Raw genomic sequence first — 15135 nt, forward strand, 5'->3', positions numbered from 1 at the left:
CCTTCACTTAGAAGGTGCGCCTTTTCATGACCTGAAAAGGAGTGAATGATATGAAGACGATCCTAAAAAACCGGCATTTCGTCAATTTAGAAAGCTTATCCACGACAGAGATCAATTCTTTGATTGAACGCAGTCTCGCTTTTAAACGGGGCGAGCCAGCACCAGATTTTTCCGATAAGACACTCGTCAATCTGTTCTTTGAAAACTCGACCCGGACACGCTCTTCCTTTGAGATGGCAGAGCATCGCCTGAACATGCATCTACTACCGTTCGAAACCGCGACTTCCTCCGTACAAAAAGGGGAGACGTTACGCGATACGTGCAAGACGCTTGAAGCAATCGGCGCAGATGGGTTGGTCATTCGTCACGGGGCGACCGGCTATTACGAAGAACTACTAGCAACGCTCGATATTCCGATCATCAATGCGGGAGACGGGAGCGGTCAACATCCGTCCCAGTCCTTACTCGATCTGATGACGATGGTCGAGACGTACGGAACGGTCGAAGGAAAAGTCGTCGTCATCTGTGGGGACTTACAACATAGTCGCGTCGCCCGATCGAACGCGGACATCTTAAAGCGACTCGGTGCCATCGTCTATGGATCAGGACCTATTGAGTGGTACGACCCTGCGATGGGAATACCGTATCTTCCGATGGATGAAGCCGTCGAACAGTGCGACATCTTGATGTTACTGCGTGTCCAGCACGAACGGCATGACGGGACGACGCGATTTGATCCAGCAGTCTATCACGCGACGTATGGATTAACGCATGAGCGGATGAACCGCATGAAGCATTCCGCGATCGTGCTTCATCCGGCACCGGTCAATCGGGGAGTCGAGATTGCCGACGAACTGGTCGAACATCCGCGATCACGGATCTTTGAACAGATGAAAAACGGTGTCTTTGCCCGCATGGCGATTCTGGAATGGTGCTTTTCAACGAAATCAATCAAAGGAGACGATGAAGATGACAACACGAATTGAGAATGCGAGATGGTTCGAGGCGGGACAAGTTCGGACGGGGGATATTCGAATCGATGCCGGGAAAATTACGGATTTAGCAGCAACACCACAAGCTGGAGAAACGGTCATTGATGCATCCGGATTATTCATCTCACCAGGATTCGTCGATATCCATGTCCACCTGCGGGAACCAGGCGGCGAACATAAGGAAACGATAGCAACGGGAACGGCAGCAGCTGCAGCGGGAGGATTCACGACGATTTGCCCGATGCCGAACACGCGTCCTGTACCGGACGATCGCCAAACACTCGATGCCTTGTTCCAAAAGATTGAAGAAACGGCGTCCGTTCGGGTTTTGCCTTACGCGGCGATTTCAAAAAATCAACTCGGACAAGAACTCGTCGCGTTCGACCAACTAACAGATGCTGTTGCGTTCACGGATGACGGTGTCGGTGTCCAGACGGCAGCAGTCATGCGGACAGCGATGCAACAAGCGGCACGGCTCGGGAAAACGATCGTTGCCCACTGCGAAGATGATTCATTAAAAGCAGGGTGTGTGCACGAAGGGAACTATAGTCGACGGGAAGGACTACAAGGTATTCCATCGCTTGCTGAGAGTATCCACATCGCCCGGGATGTCCTGATCGCCGAAGAGACTGGCTGCCATTACCATGTTTGTCACGTTTCGACGAAAGAATCGGTCCGTGTCATCCGTGATGCGAAACGAGCCGGGATCCGGGTGACGGCAGAAGTCACACCACACCATCTCGTGTTGATCGATGAAGACATACCGAATCAGGATCCGAACTTTAAAATGAATCCTCCCCTGCGGAGTGAAGCGGATCGCCAAGCATTGCTCGAGGGGCTAGCGGACGGAACGATTGATTGCATCGCGACCGATCATGCTCCTCATGCGGCAGAAGAGAAGGCACTCGGTATCGAACGCGCCCCGTTCGGCATCACAGGGTTTGAGACGGCCTTCCCATTGCTCTATACAAAACTCGTCGTTGAAGGTGAGATGACACTTGAAACACTGATTCGGAATTTGACAGACAAGGCAGCAGCGATCTTCGAACTTCCTTACGGCAAACTCGAAGTGGGGGCGGAAGCAGATTTGGTTCTGCTTGATTTAGAAACAGAGCGGACCATATCACCGGAACGATTCCGCTCAAAAGGTAAGAACACACCGTTCGCAGGAGAACGGTTAAAAGGATTCCCGGTCATGACGCTCGTCAATGGAGAAATCGTATTCAAGGAGGACACAGCACATGCGTAAACGGACACTGATACTAGAGGATGGGATGACGTTTGAAGGAACAGCGTTTGGCTCGGATACGACAACAACAGGAGAAGTCGTCTTTCAGACCGGAATGACAGGGTATCAAGAAATGTTATCGGATCCATCTTACTGCGATCAGATGATCGTGTTGACGAATCCGTTGATCGGAAACTACGGGATTAACCGAGAAGATTATGAAACGACGCGTCCACTCGCTAAAGCATTGATCGTACGTGAACATTGTCAGACACCGTCGAACTTCCGGAGTGAGATGTCACTCGATGCGGCACTTCAAGATCTTGATATTCCAGGATTAAGTGGAATCGATACGCGTCAATTGACACGGCACATCCGTTCGAAAGGTGTCATGCGTGGACGACTCGTTGACGGTGAGTTCGATTTAGCAACAGAACTGGTTCACCTTCAAAACGCACCTATCGAGACGGATCAAGTCAAGCGGGCCTCAACGGAACGAGCGTACATCATTCCGGGTGCTGGACCGCGCATCGTTCTCGTCGATTTCGGTGCGAAGCTCGGAATCGTCCGCGAACTCGTCAAACGCGGCTGTGAAGTCGTCGTCGTGCCCTACGACGTCAGTGCAACGGAAGTCTTACGCTATCGTCCGGACGGTGTAATGCTATCGAACGGACCAGGGAATCCAAAGGATGTCCCAACGGCGATTCCGATGATTCAAGAATTGACGGGAAAAGTCGTCATCTTCGGCATCTGTCTCGGTCATCAGTTGATTGCACTAGCGCACGGGGCGGATACGTTCAAGCTCCCATTCGGTCACCGAGGGGCGAATCATCCAGTCCAAGATATCCGGACAGGTCGCGTCGATATCACGTCGCAAAACCACGGGTATGCCGTCGACGAACAGTCATTACGCGATACCGTGCTTGAAGTGACGCATCTTGCGATCAACGATGGAACGGTCGAAGGAATCCGTCATACGACAGCAGCGGTCTTCTCAGTCCAATACCATCCGGAAGCATCACCTGGTCCAATGGATGCGAACGGTCTATTCCAACAGTTTTTAGAAGAAATCACGAAACAACAGGAGGTCTCTCATGCCTAAACGTCAAGATATCCAGAAAATTCTCGTTATCGGATCCGGTCCAATCGTGATCGGACAAGCAGCTGAATTCGACTACGCGGGAACACAAGCGTGTCAAGCCTTGAAGGAAGAAGGATATGAAGTCATCCTCGTCAACTCGAACCCAGCAACGATCATGACGGATCCAACAGTCGCTGATCGTGTCTACATCGAACCCCTCCAAGCAGAGTTCGTCTCGCGGATCATCCGCAAGGAACGTCCTGATGCCTTGCTTGCGACACTCGGGGGTCAAACGGGTCTGAACTTGGCTGTTGAGCTGGATCGTCTCGGTGTCCTTGCTGAGTATGGTGTCGAGTTACTTGGTACGAAATTGTCAGCAATCGAAGAGGCAGAAGATCGTGATTTGTTCCGTCAACTGATGTTTAAACGTGGGCATGGTGTACCGGACAGTGAAATCGTGCATACGCTCGAAGAGGCACAGCAATTCCGGCAACAGATCGGTTTACCAATCATTATCCGTCCGGCGTATACGCTTGGAGGAACGGGCGGCGGAATCGCCAACACACCAGAAGAGTTCACGCGAATCGTCGAAGGGGGACTCAAGGCAAGTCCGGCCACACAAGTACTTCTAGAAAAATCAATTGCCGGGATGAAGGAAGTCGAGTTCGAAGTCATGCGCGATGCAACGAACCAAGCCATCATCGTCTGTGCAATGGAAAACTTCGATCCCGTCGGCGTTCATACCGGAGACTCGATCGTCTTCGCTCCGACGCAAACGTTATCGGATCGCGATTATCAATTGTTGCGTAACGTCTCGCTCGATATCATTCGTGCACTCGGAATCGAGGGTGGATGTAACATCCAGTTCGCACTGGATCCGACGAGCTTCGACTACTATGTCATCGAGGTCAATCCACGTGTCTCTCGTTCGTCGGCACTCGCGTCAAAAGCGACGGGTTACCCGATCGCAAAACTGGCTGCGAAGATTGCCGTCGGGTATGCCTTATCCGAATTAAAGAACCCGATCACCGAGACAAGTTTTGCTTCGTTTGAACCGGCACTCGATTATGTCGTCGCCAAGATTCCGCGCTGGCCGTTCGATAAATTCGAAACGGCGGACCGGACACTCGGCACACAGATGAAAGCAACTGGTGAGGTCATGGCAATGGGACGGACGATGGAAGAGGCATTACTGAAAGCCGTTCGTTCACTCGAGATTGGTACAGCGGATCTGTATATGCCACGCTTCATCGAAATGGCAGATGATGCGTTACAACAAGCGATTCGCCAAGCGACGGACGATCGACTCTTCGCCTTGTACGCGGGCTTCGTCCGCGGTTATAGCGTCGAACAGATTCATGACTGGACGGCGATTGATCGCCTGTTCCTTGAAAAGTTGCACCATATTTGGCAGCTTGAGCAATCGGTCACAGCTGGTTTGACACCTGAACTGCTCCTGCATGTGAAGCGGTATGGATTCAGTGACCCGATGCTCGCCCGAATCACAGGACAAACGGAAACGGAAATTCGCCGGATGCGTGAAGCACAAGCGATTCATCCGGTCTATAAGATGGTCGATACGTGTGCGGCAGAGTTCGCGTCCGATACGCCGTACTACTACGGAACATACGAACGTGAAAATGAAGCGATCGCGACGAACCGTTCTTCGATTCTCGTCTTAGGATCAGGTCCGATCCGGATTGGTCAAGGAGTCGAGTTCGATTATGCGACAGTCCATTCGATTCAAGCGATTCGACAAGCCGGATACGAAGCAATCATCGTCAACAACAATCCGGAAACCGTGTCGACCGACTTCTCGATTTCCGATCGTCTTTACTTTGAACCATTGACGACGGAGGATGTACTGGAAGTCATCCGAAATGAACGTCCACTCGGTGTTATCGTCCAGTTCGGTGGACAGACAGCGATCAACTTAGCCGAGTCATTAGCAGCAGAAGGTGTAAAGATTCTCGGGACATCGCTTGAGGATCTTGACCGAGCTGAGGACCGGAAGCAGTTCGAAGCAGCGTTGACGGCGCTCGACATTCCACAGCCTCCAGGTCAAACGGCCGTCACGGTCGAAGAAGCGGTCACGGCAGCGGCGTCACTCGGTTACCCAGTCCTCGTTCGTCCATCGTATGTCCTCGGCGGTCGGGCAATGGAAATCGTCTATGCTCAAGAAGAACTCGAACATTACATGAAACACGCGGTCATCGCCTCACCGGAACGACCGGTCCTCGTCGACCGCTACCTGACAGGAATCGAACTCGAAGTCGACGCGATCTGTGACGGAACGGATGTCGTCATTCCAGGCATCATGGAGCATATCGAACGTGCTGGTGTTCACTCGGGTGACTCGATTGGTGTCTATCCGCCACAACGTGTCTCCCAAAACATCAAGGACCGGATCGTCGACTACACGACACGGATCGCGAAAGCATTCGGCATCAAAGGCTTACTCAACATCCAGTTCGTCTACGCGGATGGCGCCCTCTATGTCCTTGAAGTTAATCCGCGTGCCAGCCGGACGGTGCCATTCATCTCGAAAGTGACGGGACTTCCGGTCGCGCGTCTCGCAACGGATATCATTCTCGGTGAGACACTTGCTTCTTATGGGTTAACAAGTGGTGTCCTACCGGAAGAACCACTCGTCTCGGTTAAAGTGCCGGTCTTCTCATTTGCGAAGCTTAAAGAAGTTGATCCGACGCTCGGACCGGAAATGAAATCGACTGGTGAAGTCATCGGAACGGATCGGACGCTTGAAAAAGCGCTCTATAAAGGGTTGCTCGCATCAGGGATGGCGATTCCAGAGCACGGTCGTGTCCTCTTGACGGTCGCAGATCCAGATAAAGCAGAAATGACGGATCTCGCACGACGCTTTGCCTCACTGGGATTCACGTTACTTGCAACGGAAGGAACGGCAGCCTACTTGACGGCGCAAGGATTACCGGTCCAGACGGTCGGCAAAATCGACTCGTCTTCCGAATCGATGCTCGACGTGATTGAAAAAGGGGAAATCGAATACGTCATCAATACGATGAGTCGGGACTCACAAGTCACAAAAGACGGCTTCATCATTCGCCGGGCAGCAGCCGAGAATCAAGTCGTCTGTCTGACATCACTCGATACGGCGGAAGCAATCCTACGCGTCATCGAAAGTCGCTCGTTCGAAGCCAGTGCGATTCAAGCCTTCACACACGAAAAGAAAGTGGTGATCCAATGAAGCAACTCTTGACGGTCGTCTCTCGACGAACGGTAGCTCAAGGTGCGACAGAACTCGTCTGTCGCCTCGAGCAAACTCAGGACATCGCGCCAGGGCGATTCATGCATCTGCGCGTCGGTCCACTCTTACGCCGACCGATCTCGATTGCCCGGGTCGATCGTGACTTGATCACGTTTCTCTTTAAAGAAATCGGACAAGGAACAGCAGAACTGTCTTCCTTGCGTCCGGATGATACGATCGATGCCCTCGGTCCGCTCGGAAACGGGTTTCCGATCAATGCAATCGATCGAGAGCAAAGGGTCATCCTCGTCGGTGGAGGAATCGGTGTGCCACCGCTATATGAGACGATGCGCCAACTCGTCGCCCGGGGTGTGACATGTGAAGCGATTCTAGGATTCGATACGGCAACAAGCGTTTTTTACGAAGCGGAATTCCAAGCGCTCGGAAAGACGACGGTCACGACCGTCGATGGGACGCATGGTACGAAAGGGTTCGTTACGGCAGCCTTACGTCCGGAAAGCTACGATGTCCTACTCGCCTGCGGACCGGAACCGATGTTAAAGTCACTACAGCAACAACCGATCGTGCATAAGTATCTGTCGATTGAAAATCGGATGGGATGCGGCATTGGAGCATGTTTTGCCTGTGTCTGTAAAACACCGACGGGCGGGTACGTCAAGACGTGTTCCGATGGTCCGGTCTTTCGGGCAGAGGAGGTCGTATTATGATGGAACGATTGCGTGTCGAATTACCGGGACTTTCTTTAAAAAATCCGATCATGCCAGCATCCGGATGTTTTGGATTCGGTGAGGAATATGCGAAGTTGTATGATTTATCAGAGCTTGGGGCGATCATGATTAAAGCAGCGACGGGGGAAGAACGCTACGGAAACCCGACGCCGCGTGTCGCAGAGAGTGGCATGGGGATGTTGAATGCGATCGGTCTCCAAAACCCGGGTGTCGATGGCATCCTAACGAATAAATTGCCTTTCCTCGAGATGTTCGATACGGCAATTATTGCCAATGTCGCGGGTTCGACACCAGAAGAATATGAGCTCGTCGCAGAAAAAATGAGTCGGCATCCAGGCATTCATGCACTGGAATTAAATATTTCCTGTCCGAATGTCAAATCGGGTGGGATTCAATTCGGAACGGACCCGTCGCTTGCCGCTGAGTTGACCCGACGTGTCAAACGAGTCTCGACTAAACCGGTCTACGTCAAACTATCACCGAACGTCACCTCGATCGTCGAGATGGCACGTGCCGTCGAAGCAGCAGGCGCAGACGGACTGACGATGATCAATACACTCGTCGGGATGCGAATCGATGTCCGGACGGGGCAACCAATCCTTGCCAATCGGATTGGTGGATTATCCGGTCCATCAATCAAACCGGTCGCGATTCGGATGATTCATGATGTCGCGCAAGTCGTTTCGATCCCAATCATCGGCATGGGTGGCGTGATGGAGGTCGATGACGTCTTGGAAATGATTTACGCTGGGGCTTCGGCTGTTGCCGTCGGTACCGCAAACTTCGTCAATCCATATATCTGTCAAGAATTGATTCAGCAGTTACCGGAACGCATGGACGAACTGGGTATCGATCATATTTTAGACATCAGGGGGAAAGCATATGAATCAACTTTACATCGCGCTTGATTTTCCGACCGAAGCAGAAGTCTTTTCGTTTCTCGAACGGTTCGAAACGACACGACCGGCCGTGAAAGTCGGGATGGAATTGTTTTATGCAGCAGGTGGAACGTTCGTCCGTAAACTCGTCGAGCGTGGACACGCGGTATTCCTCGATGTCAAAGTCCACGACATTCCAGAAACGGCGCGCCGGACGATGCGTATCATCGGACAGCTAGGCGTCGAACTGACGAACGTCCATGTTGCCGGTGGGAGAGAGATGATGATCGCAGCCCGAGAAGGACTGCGTGAGACGAACGCCGAGACACAACTAATTGGCGTGACTCAGTTGACATCGACGGATGAAGCGATGTTACGCGATTTAAAGATTGAAGGAGCGATGCCAACAGTCGTTCGTAAGTATGCGCAACTCGCAGAAGCAGCGGGACTAGACGGTATCGTATGTTCAGCACTCGATCTTCCGGAATTAGTTACAGCCTGCCGAGCAGATTTTCGGTTCGTCACACCCGGCATTCGTCCGACGAACAGTCAAGCGGATGATCAAAAGCGTGTCGCGACCGTTCTTGACGCTCGTCAAAATGGAGCGTCGGATTTAGTGATCGGTCGTCCGATTACACGTGCTGAACATCCAGAACAGGTCTATCAGATGTTACTTGAACAATGGAAGGGGCAATTCTCATGGTAAATCCAATCGCTAGTGCGTTACTCCGTATTGAAGCCGTCACCTTATCGCCAAACGATCCATACACATGGGCGAGTGGACTTCGTTCACCAATCTATTGTGATAATCGTTTGACGCTCTCGTACCCGGAAGTTCGTTCGTTGATTGCGGATGCACTCGCAGAGAAAGTGAAGCGACTTGCAGTCGATGTGATTGCGGGAACCGCGACGGCAGGTATTCCACACGCAGCATTCGTCGCGGAACGATTAGGATTACCGATGGTCTACGTACGTAGTGGCAACAAGAAACACGGTAAAGGGAATCAAATCGAAGGTGTCATTCAGCCTGGACAACGTGTCGTCGTCATCGAAGATTTATTATCGACAGGGATGTCTGCGATCGAGGCAGCGGAAGCCTTGCAAGCGAAAGGGGCAGATGTCGTTCGCATTCAAGCGATCTTCTCATACGGGATGGAGCGCTTATCAAACAATCTCCGCGACGCAAAAATTGAAGCGGATGCATTACTGACGTTTGAAGCGTTACTCGAAACGGCGCAACAACAAGGCGATATTACTATAGAAGAGCAAAAACAGTTGGCGGATTGGTCGAAAGATCCAGTTGCTTGGAGTGAACGTTTTACAGCGAACGTTTAAAATCGATAGATTCCGTCGGACGACCTACGATTTCTCGTGTGAGATTTGGTACACTAGAAAAATAAAGGAGGTCGTCGACTATGGTGACGCATTATCGTGATTATGAACAGTTCAAAAAGGTCGTCCTCCCGTTTTTGCTTGAACGTCCGGATACCCATCAGTTGATTCTTGGCATATTAGAACGTGGGGATGAACCGCTCTTGATGGCAACGGCACAAGAAGGCGATCATCGTCTCGTCATATTGCAAACGATACCCGAGCAAGCCATCGTCGCAGGGGATGTGTTCTCGCAAGAAGGGATCCGAAAGCTTGCGCGAATTCTGGACAGTCCAGGATTCGTCGGAGAACAGGTCATCTTAGCACCGCTTTTACTTCCACATTCCATGTATGAAGTATATATGGAACAGGGGATGTATGCACTGACGAAGGTCAAGATGCCAGATGTTCCGGAAAACGTCGTCTTCCGACCGATTTCGGACGATGAAAGACAACAAGCCTTAGCGTTTGCGTCCGGATTTTTATATGAAGTCGAACCGCGTCCTTCCGAGCGACAGCTTGCACAACTCCATCAGTCGATGACGCGCCACATCCACCAAGGAAGCTTGTTCGGATTGTTTCGTGGAGATATGCTTGTCGCGATGGCGGCGGCGACGCGGCCGACGCAAACTGGGATTACGATTTCTTACGTCTATACACCAAAAGAACTGCGTGGAAATGGGTATGCCTCTTATCTCGTCGCCAAACTATCTGAACATCTACTACAGTCTTATCCGGTCGTGACGCTCTATACCGATTGGTCGAACCAGACAGCGAATAAAATCTATCAGCATGTCGGTTTCGAGTTGGTCGGACGATCCTTACATATCAAGAAACAAGAGCGCTACCGGTGAATATCGAGCCGCTTGTATATTGGACATGGCTAGACATTGATATGTACAAAAACAGCCGATCATCCTTTTATCAAATAGGACGATCGGCTGTTTCATGTCAAACTGAGAAATCAATTGAATGTAGCGATGATTTTACCACGGACGTGGCGTTCAGATAAACGTTGCAATCCTTTGACGATGTCAGCTGCTGGAATCTCTTCTGTAACGAGTGGATCGAGTTCTTTCGCTGCGACGAGTTTTAATAACTCGCTTGCCATATGACCGAGGTTTCGGATCGCACGGTCATCTTCGCTGGCATAAGCAGCCGCGAGTGCCACTTCATGGATCGAAGGGGAGAGCGTGAACGGCTTGACGACGGACTGATCGGGACCACCAGCGATGAAGGCGAGCTGCCCCGAGAAAGCAAGACGTCCGAGATCTGCTGTTGCTTCGTCACGACCGACTGTATTGAAAATCAAGTCAGCACCGCGACCGTTCGTCCAGTCTCGAATGACATCCGTGACATTTTCTTTTTTGTAGTCAATGGCAAGATCGGCACCGAGTCGCTTGACCCACTCGTGGTTTTCCGTCGAAGCAGTCGTTGCGACCGAAAGACCAAGGCGTTTCGCGAGTTGAATGCCGATGCCACCAACACCACCTGCACCAGCATGAATGAGGATCGTCTCTTTTCCTGTCGTGTTCATCTTTTGGACGATAGCTTCATAAGCTGTCATACCTGCGCAAAGAATCGCAGCGGCTTCAGCGAATGAGACGTCTTCCGGAATCAGCGCGAGGGCACGTGTATCGACGAGCGCATATTCAGCAAAAGCACCATCGCGTTGCAGGTTCGTATGAATCGCTACACGATCCCCGACTTTTACTTCTGCGCCTGGTCCGATTTGTTCGACGACACCGGCTAGGTCAACGCCCGGAATATGCGGGAACGTCCAAGCTGGATTGTTGGTCGCCTTATAATCGACGGGATTCAACGCGACGGTCTTGACGCGAATCAAAGCTTGTCCTTCTCCTGGCGTTGGCGTTTCGACCTCTTCGAATGTCCATTGATCAATGGCTGTACCTGAGTGATTTAACCATGCTTTCATGTTTAATACGCTCCTTCCGAATACGTGAGTTCATAGGAGTGAGAGTAGATTTCGACGAGGTTACCGAATGGATCCTCACAGTAGACCATCCGATACGGCTTGTCTCCAGGGTAGTATTCGCGGATCGGCATCCGCTGTTTGCCGCCGTGGGCGACGATTTTTTCGACGAGTCCTTCGACGTCTGGGTCTTGGATCGCATAATGGAAGATCCCTGTTTTCCAGAATTCGAAATTGTTCTCGGGTTGTTCATTGTTCGGGAACTCGAACAACTCGATTCCGATACGGTCACCTGTCGCCATGTGAGCAATCCGGAATTTGTTCCATCCTGCACCAAAGACATCCGTACACATGACACCGATGGCAGAATCATCTTCGAGGACATCAGATGGTTCCATAATGATATACCAGCCCATCACCTCTTGATAAAAACGGACGGCTTCGTCGAGATTCGGTACAGAAAGACCGATGTGCGAAAAATTACGTGGATACGTCATGCTTAACACTCCTTTTGCAAAATGATTTACGCATACTCTAACTTACGCTACACTCGATTGCATAGTACGCACTTTGAAGTAACTACTCTGGAGGAGAGAACAACATGTCGACAGAACAATTTCCGGTCAATCGGGCGCTCGCCATCATCGGCGGAAAATGGCGTCCACAATTATATTGCACGTTAGAGAACGGTCCGAAACGTTTTTTAGAGTTACAACGTGCCATTCCCGGGATTTCTCGGAAAGTCTTGACTGATCAGTTAAAAGAACTCGAACGTCTCGGAATGATTGAGCGGATTGAGTATGATGAAGCCGTCTTACACGTCGAATACAAATTGACAGAAGCGGCATTTACACTGCAACCAGCCATGAAAGGTTTATGCGCATGGGGGGAAGGGAATCAATTATCCGAATCCTAATCGAGAGGCAGTGAACTAGATGAAGCTAATTTATCATGGACAGTCAACAGTAACGATTGAAACGAATGGTCACCATCTCGTCATCGATCCATTCTTTAGCGGTAATGAAAAAGCGACGACGAATCCAGATGACGTCAAGGCAGATTTTATTTTGTTAACCCATGCCCATGCCGATCATATGCTTGATGCAGAGCGAATCGCGAAAGCCACGGGAGCTACAATCATTGCTACTCATGAACTGGCGACGTATCTGAGTTTCAAAGGGCTTAACGTTCATCCGATGAATCTCGGCGGACAGTTTGAATTCCCGTTTGGTAAAGTGAAGATGACACAGGCATTCCACTCGTCGAGCATCATCGATGAGGAAAAACAGACGATTATGTATATGGGGATGCCGGCTGGATTCTTGCTGACGATCGAAGGCAAAGAAATCTATCATGCAGGCGATACGGCACTGTTCGGGGATTTAGCCCTTTATGGCGCCCATCATGAAATCGATTTAGCCTTCTTACCGATTGGTGATAACTTCACGATGGGTCCGGATGATGCGTTGATCGCTGCAGATATGTTGCAAGCGAAAGCCGTCGTACCAATCCACTACGATACATTTGATTTAATCAAACAAGATGCGAACGCATTCTGTGAAAAGATTGAAGCGCAAGGTCAATCTGGTCATCCACTCGCAATCGGCGAGTCACTCGAATTATAATCCGTTCTTAAACACAGGAGAGGAAACGTCAATGTTCCTCTCCTTTTTGTCGATTATTCTTCTTGAATGTCAGTGGTTCATCCGATGACGCTTCCTTCTTCCGCCCGATGGCGAAACGGTGAACTTCTTCTATGATAAGAAGGGGGCTGTTGACAGCCGATTCAGATATTCGGAATAATGGTAGACATGAGATGGAGGGGCTGACATGGAAGAGCATAACAGTAGGAGTGTGCGGAAACGAAAACAATCGTCGTTCACACGCTTAAAAAATAAACAAAAACAAAAGATGGATGCACGGTTGAACCGGATTGGAGAAAAAGGACCAGTGAAGCGACCGCTTTATTTATATGGTGGTGTCATTCTCGGACTTGTTGTCATCTATTCGATCACATTGCTCGTCTCAACGGAATTGTTATCGCGCGGCGAAACATTCAAAACGACGAATCGTTATAAATCTCTTGCCATCGAGGCACCGCACGCAACGGTACAATTTGTTCGAAGCACAGACGGAAACGTCCAAATCAAACTCGTCGATAGTGCGTCGAGTGGAAAACGACTGAAAATCAGTACATCGACGAATACGGTGACGGTGACAGGACGAGATGGTTGGCTGTCTCGACTTGGCAATCGTCCGAGCGAAAAAACAGCAGACTACACGATTCAAGTGGGATTACCAAGTTATATGAACCGTGTCGATGCCGATGCCGGTACACTGAAAGGAATGGGCATCTACGCAAAAACGATCGAGATGGACGGAGAAGCGATGAGTCTCGATAAAGTAAAAGGTGATGAGATTACACTGAATGCAACACGTGCGATTACCGTCAAGGAAATGGATGCCGTCCATGCGCAGGTGACAGGCGAGAGTGTCTCTCTATCAGACTACATGGCGAAGTTGAGTCTCGACGTCACAACGATTGACGGCGCGACAAAGCTAAAACCAAACAAAGCAGCCGGTACGATTACGATTGACACGGGAGGCGATGTTAAAGCCTCTGACCGATATACAAAACAAAAGAATAAGGATGAGACGATTTATGAACTGTCGAAACAAGAAAAACCGGAAGTGACAGTCAATAGTGAAGTCGGGCAGGTGACGCTCGAGTGAAATTAAAGTTTCGGATTGGGCTTCGGACGATCAAGACCGGCATCGCGGTAGCTCTTGCCCTCAGCATCTCTTGGTATATCTTCGGTATTTATTCAGGCATGGGAGCCGTCGCGGCAATCGTTGCGATGCAACCGACGATTCATCGGTCGTTCAAAATCGTCTTCAATCGGATTTTCGGAACGGTACTTGGACTGATGTGTGGACTCGCCATCGTTGCGACACTTGGCGCCAATCCACTGACGATCGGACTCGCCGTCGTCGTCTCGCTCGTCCTCAATTCGATGATTGGACGAACGGATATGTCGACGTTCGCTGCTTTTGCAATTGTGTTGATGTTCGAGAGCCCGACCGCCGACTACGTCCACTATGCCTTATCACGGTCGTTGCTGACTGTCGTTGGGGTATTATCTGCCGTCCTTGTCAATTACATCGTCTTCCCACCACATTATGAAGACCGCTTACTGTTACTCGTCAAAAAAACGACGCAACAGTTGATGGAAGATTGGCGCAGCCTTGTGCAAGATGATGGACGCTTGCTTACTGTCCGTAAACAAATTCTCAAGCATGAGGAAATGATGTTGATGCTCCAAGAGGATCAAAAATATCCACTAGTGGCGAGCGGTCAAAGTGAAGCGTTCATTCGACTGAAGGAGCTTGTCGATCTTGAAGACAAGTTGCTCGTCTTGCTTGAAAGCATTGCCAGTCATCGGGATATCCCGATGACAGAAGAACAGGAAAAGACGCTCGGTCAGGAAATTGATTTCTTGCTCAGCCATCATTACGATGTCATCTTCTCCCACGAACGAAAACAGGCGATGTTCTCATTCGATCAAGAATTAAGCGAGGCGAAGGATATCATCCATGGGCATTTGCTCGATTACCGGGAACAGTTAGAAAAAATGAAGTAACGATGAAAAAGCGCTGTTTCTCCTAAGTAATATTTAGGA

Annotated in this window: 15 protein-coding genes; 13 read left to right on the forward strand and 2 right to left on the reverse strand. The window is 50.4% G+C overall.

Features of this window, described 5'->3' with window-relative positions:
- The first annotated feature begins 50 nt into the window (after window positions 1-50).
- The 9 genes from KNQ15_RS00440 to KNQ15_RS00480 all read left to right on the forward strand — a co-directional run bounded on the left by KNQ15_RS00440 (window position 51) and on the right by KNQ15_RS00480 (window position 10376).
- Window positions 51-986, forward strand: a complete 936-nt coding sequence (locus KNQ15_RS00440) for an aspartate carbamoyltransferase catalytic subunit (protein WP_214727034.1) — start codon at window positions 51-53, stop codon at window positions 984-986.
- Complete coding sequence (locus KNQ15_RS00445; protein ID WP_214727036.1) at window positions 970-2241, forward strand: dihydroorotase; 1272 nt, start codon at window positions 970-972, stop codon at window positions 2239-2241. Before KNQ15_RS00440 ends, KNQ15_RS00445 begins: the two co-directional genes overlap by 17 nt.
- Complete coding sequence (locus KNQ15_RS00450) at window positions 2234-3322, forward strand: carbamoyl phosphate synthase small subunit (protein WP_214727044.1); 1089 nt, start codon at window positions 2234-2236, stop codon at window positions 3320-3322. The genes KNQ15_RS00445 and KNQ15_RS00450 overlap by 8 nt, the downstream gene beginning before the upstream one ends.
- Complete coding sequence (gene carB, locus KNQ15_RS00455; protein WP_214727046.1) at window positions 3315-6524, forward strand: carbamoyl-phosphate synthase large subunit; 3210 nt, start codon at window positions 3315-3317, stop codon at window positions 6522-6524. The genes KNQ15_RS00450 and carB overlap by 8 nt, the downstream gene beginning before the upstream one ends.
- A complete protein-coding gene (locus KNQ15_RS00460; RefSeq protein ID WP_214727048.1) occupies window positions 6521-7252 on the forward strand; it encodes a dihydroorotate dehydrogenase electron transfer subunit in 732 nt (243 codons plus the stop codon). The genes carB and KNQ15_RS00460 overlap by 4 nt, the downstream gene beginning before the upstream one ends.
- Window positions 7252-8181: a dihydroorotate dehydrogenase gene (locus KNQ15_RS00465; RefSeq protein ID WP_214727334.1), complete on the forward strand. Its 930-nt coding sequence runs from the start codon at window positions 7252-7254 to the stop codon at window positions 8179-8181. The genes KNQ15_RS00460 and KNQ15_RS00465 overlap by 1 nt, the downstream gene beginning before the upstream one ends.
- A complete protein-coding gene (gene pyrF / locus KNQ15_RS00470) occupies window positions 8156-8857 on the forward strand; it encodes an orotidine-5'-phosphate decarboxylase (protein WP_214727050.1) in 702 nt (233 codons plus the stop codon). The genes KNQ15_RS00465 and pyrF overlap by 26 nt, the downstream gene beginning before the upstream one ends.
- Window positions 8845-9486, forward strand: coding sequence for an orotate phosphoribosyltransferase (gene pyrE, locus KNQ15_RS00475; protein WP_481266371.1), 642 nt, complete (start codon window positions 8845-8847; stop codon window positions 9484-9486). The genes pyrF and pyrE overlap by 13 nt, the downstream gene beginning before the upstream one ends.
- Window positions 9487-9566: 80 nt before the next feature.
- Window positions 9567-10376, forward strand: coding sequence for a GNAT family N-acetyltransferase (locus tag KNQ15_RS00480; RefSeq protein WP_214727059.1), 810 nt, complete (start codon window positions 9567-9569; stop codon window positions 10374-10376).
- A 110-nt stretch (window positions 10377-10486) separates the two neighbouring features.
- Here KNQ15_RS00480 and KNQ15_RS00485 read toward each other — a convergent pair whose 3' ends face one another.
- Both KNQ15_RS00485 and KNQ15_RS00490 read right to left on the reverse strand, forming a co-directional pair.
- Window positions 10487-11458, reverse strand: a complete 972-nt coding sequence (locus KNQ15_RS00485; RefSeq protein ID WP_214727061.1) for a zinc-binding dehydrogenase — start codon at window positions 11456-11458, stop codon at window positions 10487-10489.
- A gap of 2 nt (window positions 11459-11460) precedes the next feature.
- Window positions 11461-11952 (reverse strand): lactoylglutathione lyase family protein, encoded by a 492-nt coding sequence (locus KNQ15_RS00490; RefSeq protein WP_023468778.1) that lies wholly within the window; start codon window positions 11950-11952, stop codon window positions 11461-11463.
- 104 nt (window positions 11953-12056) lie between these two features.
- On the opposite strand from KNQ15_RS00490, the gene KNQ15_RS00495 reads away from it, so the two are divergent.
- The 4 genes from KNQ15_RS00495 (at window position 12057) to KNQ15_RS00510 (ending at window position 15096) form a co-directional block, all read left to right on the forward strand.
- Entirely contained in the window at window positions 12057-12371 is a 315-nt protein-coding gene (locus KNQ15_RS00495) for a winged helix-turn-helix transcriptional regulator (RefSeq protein WP_023468777.1), read from the forward strand.
- A gap of 19 nt (window positions 12372-12390) precedes the next feature.
- Window positions 12391-13080, forward strand: coding sequence for a metal-dependent hydrolase (locus KNQ15_RS00500; protein WP_214727063.1), 690 nt, complete (start codon window positions 12391-12393; stop codon window positions 13078-13080).
- A 205-nt stretch (window positions 13081-13285) separates the two neighbouring features.
- The gene (locus KNQ15_RS00505; protein WP_214727065.1) at window positions 13286-14188 is read left to right on the forward strand and encodes a DUF4097 family beta strand repeat-containing protein; all 903 of its coding nucleotides are present in this window, start codon (window positions 13286-13288) and stop codon (window positions 14186-14188) included.
- Window positions 14185-15096, forward strand: a complete 912-nt coding sequence (locus KNQ15_RS00510; protein ID WP_214727067.1) for an FUSC family protein — start codon at window positions 14185-14187, stop codon at window positions 15094-15096. Before KNQ15_RS00505 ends, KNQ15_RS00510 begins: the two co-directional genes overlap by 4 nt.
- Window positions 15097-15135: the final 39 nt, after the last annotated feature.

It is taken from the genome of Exiguobacterium sp. s168, assembly GCF_018619035.1.
Taxonomy (GTDB): domain Bacteria; phylum Bacillota; class Bacilli; order Exiguobacteriales; family Exiguobacteriaceae; genus Exiguobacterium_A; species Exiguobacterium_A acetylicum.

Bases quoted from the DNA above. Each gene is read 5' to 3' on its own strand.
- KNQ15_RS00440 (WP_214727034.1), top strand. From the start codon at position 51: ATGAAGACGATCCTAAAAAACCGGCATTTCGTCAATTTAGAAAGCTTA.
- KNQ15_RS00445 (WP_214727036.1), top strand. From the start codon at position 970: ATGACAACACGAATTGAGAATGCGAGATGGTTCGAGGCGGGACAAGTT.
- KNQ15_RS00450 (WP_214727044.1), top strand. From the start codon at position 2,234: ATGCGTAAACGGACACTGATACTAGAGGATGGGATGACGTTTGAAGGA.
- carB (WP_214727046.1), top strand. From the start codon at position 3,315: ATGCCTAAACGTCAAGATATCCAGAAAATTCTCGTTATCGGATCCGGT.
- KNQ15_RS00460 (WP_214727048.1), top strand. From the start codon at position 6,521: ATGAAGCAACTCTTGACGGTCGTCTCTCGACGAACGGTAGCTCAAGGT.
- KNQ15_RS00465 (WP_214727334.1), top strand. From the start codon at position 7,252: ATGGAACGATTGCGTGTCGAATTACCGGGACTTTCTTTAAAAAATCCG.
- pyrF (WP_214727050.1), top strand. From the start codon at position 8,156: ATGAATCAACTTTACATCGCGCTTGATTTTCCGACCGAAGCAGAAGTC.
- KNQ15_RS00480 (WP_214727059.1), top strand. From the start codon at position 9,567: ATGGTGACGCATTATCGTGATTATGAACAGTTCAAAAAGGTCGTCCTC.
- KNQ15_RS00485 (WP_214727061.1), bottom strand. From the start codon at position 11,458: ATGAAAGCATGGTTAAATCACTCAGGTACAGCCATTGATCAATGGACA.
- KNQ15_RS00490 (WP_023468778.1), bottom strand. From the start codon at position 11,952: ATGACGTATCCACGTAATTTTTCGCACATCGGTCTTTCTGTACCGAAT.
- KNQ15_RS00495 (WP_023468777.1), top strand. From the start codon at position 12,057: ATGTCGACAGAACAATTTCCGGTCAATCGGGCGCTCGCCATCATCGGC.
- KNQ15_RS00500 (WP_214727063.1), top strand. From the start codon at position 12,391: ATGAAGCTAATTTATCATGGACAGTCAACAGTAACGATTGAAACGAAT.
- KNQ15_RS00505 (WP_214727065.1), top strand. From the start codon at position 13,286: ATGGAAGAGCATAACAGTAGGAGTGTGCGGAAACGAAAACAATCGTCG.